The sequence below is a fragment of the Streptomyces sp. NPDC102360 genome, from assembly GCF_044766085.1.
GTDB lineage: Bacteria > Actinomycetota > Actinomycetes > Streptomycetales > Streptomycetaceae > Streptomyces.
Window position 1 is genome coordinate 548,592 of record NZ_JBIWLG010000003.1, and the last position, 14,451, is coordinate 563,042.

General features: G+C 71.0%; 13 protein-coding genes and 1 pseudogene. 2 read left to right on the top strand and 12 right to left on the bottom strand.

Annotated elements, in window-relative coordinates:
- The first annotated feature begins 64 nt into the window (after positions 1 to 64).
- The gene (locus ACIRHA_RS16870; protein WP_403845759.1) at positions 65 to 1,249 is read left to right on the top strand and encodes a PucR family transcriptional regulator; all 1,185 of its coding nucleotides are present in this window, start codon (positions 65 to 67) and stop codon (positions 1,247 to 1,249) included.
- Between the two features lie 88 nt (positions 1,250 to 1,337).
- The gene (mltG, locus tag ACIRHA_RS16875) at positions 1,338 to 2,165 is read left to right on the top strand and encodes an endolytic transglycosylase MltG (protein ID WP_403845761.1); all 828 of its coding nucleotides are present in this window, start codon (positions 1,338 to 1,340) and stop codon (positions 2,163 to 2,165) included.
- Here mltG and ACIRHA_RS16880 read toward each other — a convergent pair.
- The 12 genes and pseudogenes from ACIRHA_RS16880 to ACIRHA_RS16935 form a co-directional block, all read right to left on the bottom strand.
- Entirely contained in the window at positions 2,144 to 2,854 is a 711-nt protein-coding gene (locus ACIRHA_RS16880) for a glutathione S-transferase C-terminal domain-containing protein (protein ID WP_403845764.1), read from the bottom strand. The two genes, mltG and ACIRHA_RS16880, sit on opposite strands and share 22 nt — an antisense overlap.
- Before the next feature lie 54 nt (positions 2,855 to 2,908).
- Positions 2,909 to 3,064, bottom strand: coding sequence for a hypothetical protein (locus tag ACIRHA_RS16885; protein WP_403845766.1), 156 nt, complete (start codon positions 3,062 to 3,064; stop codon positions 2,909 to 2,911).
- Positions 3,065 to 3,124: 60 nt separating this feature from the next.
- Positions 3,125 to 4,252 (bottom strand): LLM class flavin-dependent oxidoreductase, encoded by a 1,128-nt coding sequence (locus ACIRHA_RS16890; protein WP_403845769.1) that lies wholly within the window; start codon positions 4,250 to 4,252, stop codon positions 3,125 to 3,127.
- Positions 4,245 to 5,627: an NtaA/DmoA family FMN-dependent monooxygenase gene (locus tag ACIRHA_RS16895; RefSeq protein ID WP_403845771.1), complete on the bottom strand. Its 1,383-nt coding sequence runs from the start codon at positions 5,625 to 5,627 to the stop codon at positions 4,245 to 4,247. Before ACIRHA_RS16895 ends, ACIRHA_RS16890 begins: the two co-directional genes overlap by 8 nt.
- Before the next feature lie 16 nt (positions 5,628 to 5,643).
- Entirely contained in the window at positions 5,644 to 6,840 is a 1,197-nt protein-coding gene (locus tag ACIRHA_RS16900; protein WP_403845774.1) for an LLM class flavin-dependent oxidoreductase, read from the bottom strand.
- A 71-nt stretch (positions 6,841 to 6,911) separates the two neighbouring features.
- Complete coding sequence (locus ACIRHA_RS16905) at positions 6,912 to 7,901, bottom strand: ABC transporter substrate-binding protein (RefSeq protein WP_403845777.1); 990 nt, start codon at positions 7,899 to 7,901, stop codon at positions 6,912 to 6,914.
- A gap of 56 nt (positions 7,902 to 7,957) precedes the next feature.
- A complete protein-coding gene (locus ACIRHA_RS16910) occupies positions 7,958 to 8,722 on the bottom strand; it encodes an amino acid ABC transporter ATP-binding protein (protein WP_403845779.1) in 765 nt (254 codons plus the stop codon).
- Positions 8,719 to 9,666 carry an amino acid ABC transporter permease gene (locus tag ACIRHA_RS16915; RefSeq protein WP_403846502.1) on the bottom strand — a complete coding sequence of 316 codons (948 nt, stop codon included), beginning with the start codon at positions 9,664 to 9,666 and terminating at the stop codon, positions 8,719 to 8,721. The genes ACIRHA_RS16910 and ACIRHA_RS16915 overlap by 4 nt, the downstream gene beginning before the upstream one ends.
- Before the next feature lie 45 nt (positions 9,667 to 9,711).
- Positions 9,712 to 10,143, bottom strand: a pseudogene (locus ACIRHA_RS16920) (GNAT family N-acetyltransferase); the annotation flags it as partial.
- The gene (locus ACIRHA_RS16925; RefSeq protein ID WP_403845781.1) at positions 10,140 to 11,276 is read right to left on the bottom strand and encodes an LLM class flavin-dependent oxidoreductase; all 1,137 of its coding nucleotides are present in this window, start codon (positions 11,274 to 11,276) and stop codon (positions 10,140 to 10,142) included. The pseudogene ACIRHA_RS16920 and the gene ACIRHA_RS16925, both read right to left, overlap by 4 nt.
- A 450-nt stretch (positions 11,277 to 11,726) precedes the next feature.
- The gene (locus tag ACIRHA_RS16930; protein WP_403845783.1) at positions 11,727 to 12,929 is read right to left on the bottom strand and encodes an amidohydrolase; all 1,203 of its coding nucleotides are present in this window, start codon (positions 12,927 to 12,929) and stop codon (positions 11,727 to 11,729) included.
- Complete coding sequence (locus ACIRHA_RS16935) at positions 12,926 to 14,326, bottom strand: MFS transporter (RefSeq protein WP_403845785.1); 1,401 nt, start codon at positions 14,324 to 14,326, stop codon at positions 12,926 to 12,928. Before ACIRHA_RS16935 ends, ACIRHA_RS16930 begins: the two co-directional genes overlap by 4 nt.
- Between the last annotated feature and the right edge of the window lie 125 nt (positions 14,327 to 14,451).

Genomic DNA, 14,451 nt, shown 5'->3' on the forward strand with positions numbered 1-14,451 from the left:
TCCTCGGCACCGGGCACAGAACCAACGTTGAAACATCGCCCCCGCACCACCGAGAATTGGTCACATGCACAATCCCCAAGGCCGGAGCCGCCCCGGCCTGCCCCCGACCTCGCCGCGCATCGCGGAACTCGCCGGGCAGTGCCTGGACAATGTGGACGACCTGATCGGCGAATGGCTGGAGATGGTGAGCCCGGTACGCACCGCGTACGCGACCCAGGTACCGGACGTCCAGTTCCGCGATTCGGCCTGGCAGGCCTTCGAACTGCTGCTGCGCACGGTGGCGCGGCTGCCCGTGCCGCCGCACGTCGCGGACGTCTCACGGCGGGTGGGCGAGGAGCGCGCCCGGCAGGGCGTCCCGCTCGACGAACTCCTGGAAGCGGCGCGGCTCGACTTCCGGGTGGTGTGGCAGGCGCTCGTGAACCGGGCACGACCGGAGGACATGGCCGATCTGGCGGGCTCGGCGTACCACGTGTGGGAGGCGGTCGAGCGGCATGTCACCGGGATCATGACGGCGTATCAGCGCACGGTCCTGGAGATGGGGCGCCGCGAGGAGGACGAGCGGCGCATGTGGTTCGCCAGGCTCCTGGAGACCGAGGGGCGCAATCCGACCGTCGTACGTGACGCGGGCCGCGCCCTGGGGCTCGCGGACGACGGCCGGTTCCTGTGCGCGGCGTCGTCCGCGGCGGCCGGGCCAGGACTGCACCGCGCGGGCCTCGCGCTGCGCGGGGCGGGGGCGGCGGTGCAGCAGCAGATGGTCGGCGGGGACGCGGTCCTGGTGGTGCAGCTCAGCGGCCGGATCACCCGGGCGTACCTTCTGGACCAGTTGCAGGACTCGCCGTGCGGGGTGGCTCCGCAGGCGGCCGGGCTCGCCGCCGTGCCGCGGGCCACGGTGCTCGCGGTGGCGACGGCGCAGGTGCTGCCCGCGGACACCCGCTCGCCGCGGCTCCTGGAGGACAGCTGGCTGGATGTCCTCGCCCATCGTGCGGGGGACTTCGGGCGTGACCTGGCCGCGGATGTGCTGGGCGCGTTGCACGGGCCCGGTGTCACGCGTGGCGAGGCGGACCGGCTGCTGCACACCGTGCGGGTCCATTTGGCGGGGTCGGGGTCCATCGCGGACACGGCCGAGGCGTTGTACTGCCACCGGAACACGGTGCAGCATCGGTTCCATCGGTTTTACGAGTTGACCGGGCGGGATGTGCGGAGGCCGGTGGATGCGGCGCTTCTCGCGGTGGCGTTGCGGGTGAGGTGACCGGGTGGCCGTGGTTGCGGACGCGGGGCTCTGCCCCGGACCCCGCGCCTCAAACGCCGGCGGGGCTGGAATTGGTTACCTTTCCTGTGTGCCTAAGGACGAGAAGAAACGGCGGCTGAGCCGTCGTGGTCGGTTGGTCGTGTTGGTTGTCGTGGGTCTCGCGGTCGTCGCAGCGATTGTCGTGACGCTGGTAGTGGTCCTCGGTGGGAAGGAGGAGGCGCGGTCCGAGAAGCTCGTGATTCCCGAGGGGTACCGCGCGAGCCAGGTGTACGAGGCCGTGGACAAGGCGCTCGCCGTCGACGACGGGACCACGAAGAAGGCCGCGTCGAAGGCGCACCTCACCCTGCCGAGCGACGCGGACGGCAACCCCGAGGGCTATCTGTTCCCGGCCACGTACCCGGTGGACAAGAACACCACCCCGGCGTCCCTGCTCTCCTACATGAACACCACCGCGAACCAGCGGCTGAAGGCCGACCATGTCACCAAGGGCGCCGACACCAACGGCGTCTCCGTCTACGAGACCGTCGTCATCGCCAGCATCGTGCAGGCGGAGGCCGACACCCACGAGGACATGGGAAAGGTCGCCCGGGTCATCTACAACCGGCTCGACCAGGGCATGCCGCTCCAGATGGACTCCACCATCAACTACGCCCTGAACCGCTCCACCCTCGACACCAGCCATGCCGACACCAGGACCGACAGCCCGTACAACACGTACAAGCACAAGGGCCTGCCGCCCACGCCCATCGGCAATCCGGGAGAGGACGCCCTCGACGCGGCGATCGCGCCACCCAAGGGTGACTGGCTGTACTTCGTGACGGTCGCGCCCGGGGACACCCGGTTCACCGACAGCTACGAGGAACAGAAGAAGAACGTCGAGGAGTTCAACTCGCGTCAGGCGAGCGCGAAGGAGTAGCGCGCGAGGTGCGGCGCGAAGGCGGGGTGCTCGGAGAGGCGTCGCAGGTACGCCGAGAGCCGGGGATGGCCGATGGCACGGTGTGCGGTGTCCGGGTGCACCAGCGTCGACCACAACCGCACGTCGGCGAGGGTGAGTTGGCCGCCCAGTACGAACTCCCTGCCCGCGAGCCGCCGTTCGAGGACGTTCAGCGCGCGCAGCAGGGTGGCGAGCCCGGTGTCGTCGCCGCGCCGGGCGGACGCGGTGATGCCCCGCTCGCACAGCCGGCCCACCGCGTCGATCGCGTCCTCGGCGCCGCGTGGGAGGAGGTCGGGGCCGTGCTCGGCGAAGTGCCGGGCGAGGTCGCGCAGGATGTCTCCGGGGTGGGTGCTGACGATCCGCCCGGTCCAGTCGTCGCTGAGCACCGGCACCAGGGCCGGCCCCGGGTACTGGTGGGACGTGGCCTCGTACAGGGGAGCAAGGGCCCGGTGCCCGCCGCCGGGTGCGTCGGGCACGGTGGACAGCAGGGTCACCGGGAGGGTGTCGTCGAGGCGGAGCAGGCTGTGGGTGACGGCGATCTGCAGACAGTGCGGGCAGGACGGCGACAGGTGGAGCCGGTAGCGGTGCGGGGCGGCGTAGTACCCGCTGCGCGCGTCGCAGCCGATCCTGCTCCGGAAGGTGGGCACGGTGGACGGGGCCGGTGCGGACATGCGTCTCCCTGGGGTGTGCTCGATCACGGGCGTACGGGCAGGCGTACGGAAGTGTCAGGCGCGGGCGGCGAGTTGGCCGCCGAAGAGGGGAGAACTCGCCGCGCTGCACACCCGCGCGAGATCGATGTGACGGCGGGACGTGAGCCGGGGCAGTGCCCCGACGGCGGCGCGGACAGCCGGGCTGCCGAGGTCGCGCGCCGCACCGTCCATCATTCCCTACCGTTTCACTAGGATTCCCTTAGAGGAGTGTGTGGCCGTGTGGACTTCGCGTCAAGAGCGCTTCCACTCCTCGGCCAGCAGCTCGTAGGAGCGGACCCGGTCGGCGTGGTCGTGGGTGATCGTCGTGATGAGCAGTTCGTCGGCGCCGGTGGCCTCCTGGAGCTGGGCGAGACGGCGGGCCACGGTGGTCGGCGAGCCGACGAACTGGGTGTCGAGGCGGTCCTGCACGAGCGCGCGGTCTGCCTCGCTCCACTCGTACGCGCGGGCCTCGTCCGGCGTCGGGAAGTCGATGGCCCCCTCGGCGTTGCGGATGCTGCGCACCCACGGGCCGTAGCCGGTGGCGAGTTCGCGGGCGGTGGCGTCGTCCTCGGCGACGACGACGTCGGCGGAGACACTGACGTACGGCTTGTCGAGGGCGTCGGAGGGCTGGAAGAAGGACCGGTAGCCCTCCACCGCCTCGAGGACCGTGGCGGGGCTGACGTGGTAGTTCGCGGCGAACGGCAGTCCGCGCGCGCCTGCCACCTCGGCGCTCTCGCCGCCGCTGCTGCCCAGGATCCACACGTCGACATCGGCCCCCTCCCCCGGCACGACGTGTGCCTCGACCCCGTCGGGGGATATGTAGGCGCCTGCGAACAGGGCGAGGATGTCGTCGATCTGCTCGGCGTAGTCCTGCGCCTGTGCGCCCGGCTGCTGGAGAAGCTTGCGTTGCAGCGCGACGCGGGGCGAGCCGAGGAGGTGCTCGAAGGAGAAGCGGGGCGGGATGACCAGGCCGTTGGGGGCCTCGCCGTCGACGACCGGGGTCGCGGTCGGCTTCGGCGCCGCGGGCTGCGCGGGCGGGCGGCCTCCCGAGCGGCCGAGGCCCAGGTCGATGCGCCCGGGGTGCAGCGCGTCGAGGAGGCCGAACTCCTCCACCGTGGACAGCGCGGTGCGGTGTCCGAGCTGTACGGCGCCGGAGCCGAGCCGGATGGTCTCGGTGGCGGACGCGGTCAGGGCGAGGACGACGGCGGGCGAGGTGCCGGCGACACCGGGGTTGAGGTGGTGCTCGGCGAACCAGTAGCGGGCGTAGCCGAACCGCTCGGCCTGCTGGGCGAGGTCGATGGAGTTGCGCAGGGCGTCGCCCGCGGTCGAGCCGGACGACACCGGGACCAGGTCGAGGACGGCGAGAGGGATGTCAGGCACGGGAGAACTCCTCGGTGGGCGCGGGGACGTCGTCGGGGTGGGCCAGGCCGAGGTGGTCGCGCAGGGTGGTGCCCTCGTACTCCGTACGGAAGACGCCCTGTTCCTGGAGGAGCGGGACCACCTTGTCGGCGAACTCGTCCAGGCCGCCGGGGGTGATGTGCGGGACGAGGATGAAGCCGTCGGCGGCGTCGGCCTGGACGTAGTCGTTGATGGTCTTGGCGATGGTGGCCGGGGAGCCGACGAAGTTCTGGCGGTTGCCGGTGTGGATGACGAGGTCGCGGATGGACCACTTGTTGGCGGCGGCGAGCTCGCGCCACTCACGGGCGGTGGCCAGGGGGTCCCGGTACATGCGGACCTGGGCGCGGCCCTCGGCGATGTGCCCCTCGCTCACGTCCGGGTCGATGTCGGGCAGCGGGCCTTCCGGGTCGTATGAGGACAGGTCCCGGTTCCAGACGAACTCCAGGTGCTTGAGGGCGGTGGCCCCGCTGACCTGGTGGCGGCGCACCTCGCGGGCGAGCTCCTCGGCCTCCGCGTCGGTGTCGGCGAGGGCGAAGGTGGCGGCGGGCAGGATGAGCAACTGGTCTTCCGCGCGGCCGTACTTGGCGACGCGGGACTTCACATCCGCGTAGAACTCCCGGCCCGCGTCGAGGGTGCCGTGCCGGCTGAAGATGGCGTCGGCCTCGGCGGCGGCGAACTCGCGGCCCTCGTCGGAGTCACCGGCCTGGAAGACCACCGGGCGGCCCTGCGGGGAGCGCGGGACGTTGAACTGCCCGTGGATGTCGAAGTGTTGTCCGGTGTGGACGAAGGAGCCCGCCTTGGCGTCGCGCAGGAAGGCGCCGGTCTCCTGGTCGGCGAGGATCTCATCGGCGTGCCAGGAGTCGAACAGTTCGTTCGCGGTGTCGAGGAACTCCCGGGCGCGTGAGTAGCGTTCGCGCTGCGGGAGGAAGCCGCCGCGCCGGAAGTTCTCGCCGGTGAAGGCGTCCCAGGAGGTGACGACGTTCCAGGCGGAGCGGCCGCCGGAGAGGTGGTCGAGGCTCGCGAACTGGCGGGCCACTTCGTAGGGCTCGTTGAAGGTGGAGTTGATGGTGCCGGTGAGCCCGATGCGCTCGGTGACGGCGGCGAGCGCGGCGAGCACGGTGAAGGTGTCGGGGCGGCCGACGACATCCAAGTCGTAGATCTCTCCGCCCTGTTCGCGCAGGCGCAGGCCCTCGGCGAGGAACAGGAAGTCGAACTTGGCGCGTTCGGCGGTCCGCGCGAAATGGGCGAAGGAGCTGAACTCGATGTGGCTTCCGGCCCGCGGGTCGCTCCACACGGTGGTGTTGTTGACGCCGGGGAAATGCGCGGCCAGATGGATCTGCTTCAGCGGCTTGGTCATGAGTGTTCCCTCCGGCTCACGCGGCGGCATAGCGGTTGGCGGGGCGGTCGAGGCCGAGGAGGCCGCGCAGGGTGTCGGCCTCGTACGCGCGGCGGAAGACGCCGCGGCGCTGGAGTTCGGGGACGAGGCCCCGGGTGATCGCCGGGAGGTCGTGTCCTGCGACGGCGGGCCGCAGCCGGAACCCGGAGAGTCCGGCGCCGCTCAACTCCTGGAGCAGGTCGGCGAGTTGCTCGGGGGTTCCCGCGAAGGTCGGAGCGTCGCTCTTGTACGGCGCTCCGTCCAGCGCGTCGAGCCGGTCCCGGCGGTCCTTCGCGGCGGCGGGGTCCTCGTCGAGGAACACCACGAGGTCACCGAAGACATGCAGGGTCTCTCCGGCCCGCCCGGCAGTGTCCTGCTCGGCGCGGATCCGGTCCACGATGGCGCGGGCCTGCTCGGCGTCGTGCGGGGTGACGTATCCGACGTCGGTGGCGCGAGCCACCAGGCGGTACGGGACGGTGTCGTGCGCGAGGGCGGTGACGAGCGGCTGGCCCTGCGGCGGTCGGGGTGTGATGGCGGGGCCGCGGACGCTGAAGAGGCTGCCCTGGAAGTCGATGTAGTGCAGCTTGTCCCGGTCGATGAAGCGGCCCGTGTCGGCGTCCCTGATCTCGGCGCCGTCCTCCCAGCTGTCCCACAGCCGCCGCACGACCTCGACGTAGTCGGCGGCCTCGTCGAAGAGCTCGGTCACCAACTCCCCTGCCTCCGGGCTGTCGTAGGCGTCGATGCGGTCGATGGTGCGGCGGCCGAAGTGGGCGGCCTCGTTCGGGCGGGCGGTGACCTGTACGCGGACTCCGGCGCGGCCCTCGCTGACGTAGTCGAGGGTGGCGATCGCCTTGGAGAGGTGGAACGGTTCGGTGTGTGTGACCACGGCGGTCGGGACCAGGCCGATGTGCCTGGTCAGGGGGGCGATGCGCGAGGCGATCAGTACGGCGTCGAGGCGGCCGCGGACCTGGTCGGTGCGCTCGTCCGGATCGAGGAAGTGACTGGACTGAGGTCCGAGCCCGTCCTCGATGGTGACGAAGTCGAGCAGGCCCCGCTCGGCCTCGGCGACGAGCTCGGCCCAGTAGGCGGCGGTGAACAGCTCGCGCGGCCGGGCAACGGACTCACGCCACGAGGCGGGGTGCCACCCGGTGCCGTCGAGGGCGACGGCGAGGTGCAGAGAGGGAGATGGAGACACGAGGGGTGCCTTTCTGGAACAGCCGACAGGAGCAACTACAGGCGTGGCTACAGGCGTTACTACAAAAGCGACTACTTGCCGGTCTTCGGCAGTCCGGGCGGATTGATCCTCGACTTGGTCACGGCCTCGTCGGACAGCCCCCAGCGCTTGAGGACCTTCGCGTAGCTGCCGTTGTCGATGACATGGTCGAGCGCGTCCGCGAGCGGCTTCACGAGCCCGCTGTCCTTCTTGGTGGTGGCGGCGATGAGGCCCTGGAGCTTCGCGCCCGCACCCGAGTACGTGCCGACGACCTCGGTCTTTCCGGTGCTCGCCGCGTGGTAGGCGGCGGTCGGGTTGGGGCCGAGGTAGATGTCGATGCGGCCGGACTGCAGGGCGAGGTAGCTATCGGCGTCGTTCTGGTAGTACTTGATGTCGACCGGCTTGCGGCCCGCCTTGACGTTCGCCCTGCTCCACTCGATGAGCAGCTTCTCCTGGTTGGTGCCGCTGCCGACGGCGACCGTCTTCCCCGCCACGTCCTTCGGTCCGGTGACCTTCAGGCCGCTGCCCTTCTTGGCCTCGAAGCCGAGGTTGTCCTTGCGGTAGGTGGCGAAGTCGTACTTCTCCTTGCGGTCCTCGGTGACCGTGATGTTGCTCAGGCCCACGTCGTACTTGCCGCTGTCGAGGCCGACGAAGATGTTCTCCCAGGAGGCGGTGGTGCGACGCACCTTGAGGCCGAGGACGTCGGCGACGAGGTGGGCGAGGTCCGGCTCGACGCCGATGACCGTCTTGTTGTCGGTGGCGTGGAATCCGAGCGGCGCGGCCGAGCTGGAGGAGCCGATGACCTCCAACGTTCCTCTCTTGCGGATCCGCTGGGGCACCTCGTCGGCTATGGAGTCGACCTTGCCGGTGGTGACGCGGTGCTGCTCGGGGCTGAGGTTGATCTTCGCCTTGGCGCCCGAGCCGTCCGCGACCTCGGTCGTACCGCCGTCGGAGGGGTTGCTGCAGGCGGCGAGGAGCAGGGAGGCCGCGAGCGAGAGCGCGGCCGCGGTGGTGGTGCGGCGACGGACGAGGGTGGTGGACACGGTGGTGGTACTCCTTGCGTACGAAGCGGGGTGGGGGCCGATCCCAGGACCCGGAATCACAGGACCTTGGAGAGGAAAGCGCGGGTGCGTTCCTGCTGCGGGGCATCGAGGACGACCTCGGGGGTGCCCTGCTCCACGACGACACCTGCGTCCATGAACACCACGGTGTCGGCGACCTCGCGGGCGAAGCCGATCTCGTGGGTGACGACGATCATCGTGGTGCCGGTGCTCGCCAAGTCCTTGATGACATCGAGGACTTCACCCACCAGCTCCGGGTCGAGCGCCGACGTGGGCTCGTCGAAGAGCAGCACCTTCGGTTCGAGGGCGAGCGCGCGGGCAATGGCGACGCGCTGCTGCTGGCCGCCGGAGAGCTGGCGCGGGTAGGCGTCGGCCCGGTCGCCGAGCCCCACGCGTTCGAGCAGTGCCCGTGCGGTGTCCTCCGCCTCCTTGCGCGGGCGGCGCAGGGCGGAGACCGGGGCCTCGACCAGGTTCTCGAGGACGGTCAGGTGCGGAAAGAGGTTGAAGTCCTGGAAGACGAACCCGATATTGGTGCGCTGCTTCAGGACGTCCTTCTCCCTCAGCTCGTGCAGCTTGCTGCCCGCGCGGCGGTAGCCGATGAGTTCGCCGTCGATGCTGATCCAGCCGCTGTTCACCTTCTCCAAGTGGTTGATGGTGCGCAGCAGCGTGGACTTCCCCGAGCCGGACGGGCCGAGGATCACGGTGACCTCGCCGGCGTGCACGCGCAGGTCGACGCCGCGCAGCACCTCCAGCGGGCCGAAGCTCTTGTGGACGTCCTGGATGTCCACCATGGGCTTGCTCATCGTCGGCCTCCCAGGGCCCGGAGGGTCTTCGGAGCGGTGCCCCGTGCGGTCTTCGGGGCGGCGCCCCGTGCGTATCGGCGTTCCACGTAGTGCTGGGCAATGGACAACAGCGAGGTCAGCACCACGTACCAGGCGGTGGCGACGAGGAGCAGCGGGATCACCCGGCCGTTGCGGCCGTAGATGACCTGGGCCTGGTAGAAGAGCTCGCCGATGGACATCACGTAGACCACGGAGGTGCCCTTGAGCAGGCCGATGATCTCGTTGCCGGCCGTGGGCAGGATCGCGCGCATGGCCTGCGGCAGCACGATCCGGCGGACCTGCCGCAGGCGCGGGATGCCGAGAGCGGCTGCCGCCTCCAGCTGGCCCCGGTCGACGGAGATGACGCCACCGCGCACGATCTCGGCGGCGTACGCGGCCTGGTGCAGGGTCAGGCCGATGATGGCGGCGCCGATGGTGCCGATGAGGCTGTTGCTGTCGACGGACCAGAAGACCGGGCCGAAGGGGATACCCAGGCCCAACTCCTTGTAGAGCGCGCTGAGATTGAACCAGAAGACGAGCTGGACGATCATCGGGATGGACCGGAAGATCCAGATGTACGTCCACGCCACGGTCTGCAGCACCGGACTCTGCGAAAGCCGCATGAAGGCAAGGACCGTACCGAGCAGGAACCCCAACACCGTCGCGTAGGCGGTGAGTTGGAGCGTCACCCAGACGGCCTGCACGATCGTCTCGGACAGCACGTAGTCGCGGAAGACGTTCCATTCCCAGACGGGGTTGGTCAGCAGGCCGTGTGCGAACTGGGCGACCAGGACGAGCACGGCGGCGGCCGCCACCCAGCGGGCGTAGTGGCGGATCGGGACCACTTTGAGCGAGGCCGGGTCGTCCGGGGCGGTCGGGGCCGGTGCGGTGCGAGCGGCCCCGGGAAGGTCCTTCTCGAACGGCAGCGGGCCGATGGACTCGGGGTCGGCCTCGGTGTCGAAGAGCGGCGTGTATCCGGTGGCCAGGTACAGGCCGCGGGCCTCGGGCTGGCGCGGGCCCGTGGTCAGGTAGATCCGCCGGTAGCCGCGCTCGCCCGCCTCGCGCTCCAGCTCGTCGACGACGCGCCGGGCGAGCCCGCGCCGCCGGTGGGCGGAGTGCGTCCAGATCCGCTTCAGCTCGGCGGTGCCGGCGTCGTAGCGGCGGTAGGCACCGCCCGCGACGGGTTCACCGTTCTCCAGGATGAGGAGCAGCAGTCCGCCGTGAGCGGGCGTGAACTCCTCGTCCGGGTAGCGGGCGATCTCGGCGTGGGCGTCCTTGCCGTAGCGGGTCGAGTACTCGTCGCCGAGCTCGCGCAGCAGGGGTTCGACGCGCGGGTCGGAGACCGGGACGTGGACGACCGTCAAGTCCTCTTGTGGCGCGGGGGGTTGGGCGAGGGAGGTCATGCGCCCACCGCCGCCGGTGCCTCGGTCCCGCGTGCCGCGCGCTCGGCGTCGCGCTTGGCGACCTCCTCGCGCACGATCGGGATCACGTACCGGCCGAAGTCGACGGCGTCGTCCAGCAGGTCGTAGCCGCGCGCGGAGAGGATGTCGACGCCGAGGTCGTAATAGTCGAGGAGCGCCTGGGCGACGGTCTCCGGGGTGCCGACGAGGGCGTTGGAGTTGCCCGCACCGCCGGTCGCGGCGGCCGTCGGGGTCCACAGGGCGCGGTCGTAGCGCTCGCCCGCCTCGGCGATGGCGATGAGCCGCTGAGAGCCCGTATTCTGCGGCTCGGCCTGCCCGTGGTGGCGCCTGCCGATGCGCTCGCCCCGCTCCTTGCGGGCCTTGATCGCGCCGACCGTGCGATGGGCCTTCTCCCAGGCCAGCTCCTCGGTCGGGGCGATGATCGGGCGGAAGGCGACCTGGATGCGCGGGACGTCGGTACGGCCCGCGGCCTTCGCGGCGGCCTTCACGGTCTCGATCTGCTCGGCAGTCTTCGCCAGCGGCTCGCCCCACAAGCAGTAGATGTCGGCCTCCGCGCCCCCGGCAGCGTACGCGGCGGCCGAGGAACCTCCGAACGAGACACCCGGGCGGGGCTGTTGGACGGGGAAGACATCGCTGACGAAATCGTGGAAGCGGTAGTGCTCGCCCTCGTGGTCGAAGGGCTCGTGGGTGGTCCAGATCTTCTTGACGAGCCGGATGTACTCGCGGGTGCGGCTGTAGCGCTCGTCCTTGGTGAGGGTGTCGCCCTCCCGGCCCTGTTCCTGGTCGTTGCCGCCGGTGATGAAGTGGACGGTGAGCCGCCCCTCACTGATCTGGTCAAGAGTGGCGAAGGTCTTGGCGGCGAAGGTGGGGTACGAGACGTTGGGCCGGTGGGCCAGCAGGATCTGCAGGCGGTCGAGGTGACTCGCGATGTAGGCGGCGGCCGGTGCCGGGTCGGGCGACCCGGAGCCGTAGGCGAACAGCACCCGGTCCCAGTCGTGGTCCTCATGGGCGCGGGCGAGCCGGAGTGTGTACTCCTTGTCGAAGGCGGCGCCGGAACGGGGAGTGGTTTCGGAGCCGTCGTTGGTGGCGGCGATGCCGAGGAATTCCACGGGCATGGGGTGGGCCTTTCGGAGGCGGCGAAATCCGTCCGCGGGCATGCCTGAACAGCCGTGCACGCAGGCGGGATTGACGACGCGTCACAGAGACGGGTCGATACGGGCGTGACGACGCGGGGCGTCGTGGGATGCGGTGTGGTGGCAGCGCGCGAGGCGTCAGAACTCGGCCCGGGGCGGCGTCACAGGGGGAACTGGAGCCGCCGAGGAGCTTGCCGAGAGAGAAAAGGGCCGGTCAGAGGGCCCACTGCCGGTTCAGGCGCAACACGCCGCGGACCACACCCGACCGAAGTCGATGTGGTCACGCGAGACCAAGCGCTGGGCAGTCATGGATCAATTGAGCCGTCCGCAGGGCCGTTTCGTCAAGCCGCGCTCGAATGTCGGACGGCGCCGAAGTGTCGTTCCGTGGGCGTTTGTTGCAGCAGTGTGTCGTGCGTGTGTACGTCGCCCCGCTCAGGCGGACCGGGCCGCGTCCTGCCGTTGGACTCGGCGCCGCTCGACACCGGCCAGCAGCCGGCTCCGCTGCTCCTCGTCCGTTGCCGCGGCCGCGGCCGCCAGGGCCAGCGCCGCCGCCGCGTCGGTCACGGCGAGGTCCGCGCCGGGGGTGGTGCCGTGTGCGGTGAACTCGACCGTGTGCTGGCTCGCGCCCGCGGTGTCGTAGCCGATGGTGGGGTGGATCGCGGGCAGGAGGCGGGAGACGTTGCCCATGTCGGTGGACGCGGTGGTGGCGCCGTGCCGGGGCAGCGGAGTGCGGCCGAGGGAGCGGGCGGCAGCCGCATAGGTCTCGGTCAGGAACGGGTCCTGCCGCAGGTCATCGAAGTCCCGGCCGTGCGGGGCGAGTTCGAGGTGGGCGCCGGTGGCGAGGGCGCCCGCCTCGAAGCAGGCGCGGACCCGGCGCTTGACCGCCGTGAGCTGTTCGACGGTGGGGGCCCGTACCTCGTAGCGGGCCGCGGCGGTGTCGGGGATGACGTTCGGGGCCCGGCCACCGTCGGTGACGATGCCGTGGACCAGGGAGCCCGGCGGCAGTTGCTGGCGCAGCACGCCGATCGCGGTCTGGGCGACGGTCAGCGCGTCGAGGGCGTTCACACCCTCCCACGGCGCGAGGGCCGCGTGCGCAGGACGGCCCCGGTAGGTGATGTCCCAGGCCCCGATCGCGAGGGAGGAGGCGCCGACGGTGTCCTCCGGTGCGGCGTGTGCCATGAGTGCCGCGGCCACGTCGTCGAAGACGCCGGCGTCGATGAGCAGCACCTTGCCGCCGATGTCCTCCTCGGCGGGGGTGCCGATGAGCCGTACGGTGACGCCGAGCCGGTCGGCGACGGCCGCGAGCCCGAGTGCCGCGCCGACCGCCGCCGCGCCGTTCACGTTGTGCCCGCAGGCGTGACCGATACCGGGCAGCGCGTCGTACTCGGCGCAGAAGGCGAGCACCAGCTCACCGCTGCCGTACGTCGCGTCGAGCGCGGTGGGCAGCGAGTCGAGGGGGCGGGTGACCGTGAAGCCTGCGTCGTCGAGGAGTTCGGCGATCTTCGTGGCCGAGCGGTGTTCCTCGAGGGCGGTCTCGGGCTCGGCGTGCAGGCTGTGGCTGAGGGCGACGAGCCGTTCGCGCCAGGCGCGGACCGCCCGGGTCACCTCGTCGTACAGGGAATCCGAGGTCGTCACGCGAGGCTCTCCTTCACGGCGGTGTGTGCGACGGTGCCGGCCGTGGCCCCGCTCCCGTACAGCAGCGCGAGCGCCCCGCCGAGCAGTGCGACCGCGGCACAGGTGCCCCAGCCCCACAGATAGCCGGAGAGGGCGATGTGGCCGCCGAGCCGGTGTGCGGAGAAGAGGCCGCCGAGTACGGCGGCGCCGATCGCCGCGCCCAGCGACAGCGCGAGTTCGTTGATGCCGACGGCGAGCGCGGTCTGCCGTTCGGGCACGATCTCCGCCGACAGGGTCCGCGTAATCGACTCGAAGACGCCGGTGGCCAGGCCGACGACGAGCGCCGAGGCGACGTACTGCGGGAGCGTGGCGTGGAAGAGGATCATGCCCAGGAAGCCGAGCCCGACGAGGGCGCCGCCGGAGACGAGGACGGCGCGGTCGCCGATGCGGCGGGCCAGGCGCGGGGTGACCGTGGAGCCGACGAAGCCCAGCACCACCATGGCCAGGGACACCGTCGCGATGGACCGCGGGCCGAGCCCCATGCCGTACCCGACGGCAGCCGGATCGGCGCCCAGGAAGAGGGCGTTGGCACCGAGGAATCCGATGCACCCGAAAGCGGCGCAGAACGTGTGCGCGCTGACCGCCGCGAGCCGTCGGTCCCGCAGCATGCGGACACTCACCAGCGGCTGGGCCGCGCGGCGCTCCACCGTCACCCAGGCGAGGAACACCACCACCGCGAGGGTGCCCGTTCCCAGGGAGCGCGCCGAGGTCCATCCCCACGTACCGCCCTGCGCGAGCACCAGGACCAGCGCGACGAGCCCGATGGTCAGCAGCGCCGCCGCCCCGTAGTGGAACCGGCCGCCGAACTCCCCGTCGCTGTCGGGCAGTACGAGGCCCGCGGCCATGGCGAGCACCGCGACCGGCACCGCCGCCCACAGTCCTGCCTCGGCATGCCGCTCGCTGAGGGCGCCCGCCACGAGGCCGCCCACACCGACGGCGATCAGCAGGGCGCCGACGAGGAGTGACATGCCGGTGCGGCCGCGTTCGGGGGCGCGGGAGCGCAGGATCCCCGCGAGCAGCGGGAAGAATCCGACCACTGCTCCTTGCAGCACCATCCCCACGGCGAGCGTCGCCACCGTCGGCCACAGCGCCATCAGCAGCGAACCGGCCGCGACCATCGTGAGCGCCACCCGCAGCAGCCGGCGGTGCCCGTACAGGTCGCCGAGGCGGGAGAGCAGTGGGGTGAGCACCGCGAACGCGCACTGCGACAGCAGATAGAGGTTGTTCTGGGCCACTCCGTCGATGCCGAGCCGCTGCCCCAACTCCGGGAGGAGCGGGGTGAGATAGCCCTGGACGACGCCGCTGAACACGACGACGACCGCCATCGCGCCGAGCATGCCGCGGCCGGTTCCCACCACTGATCTGTGTGTGCCCGCACCTGTGCCCATAGGAGACGCCCTTCTCATGGCCGGCCGGAATCGAAGCTGGCCGGAATCGAATGCGGTGGCTACTGTGCGGGCTGCGGTCGCGGCGGGCCGCGGAT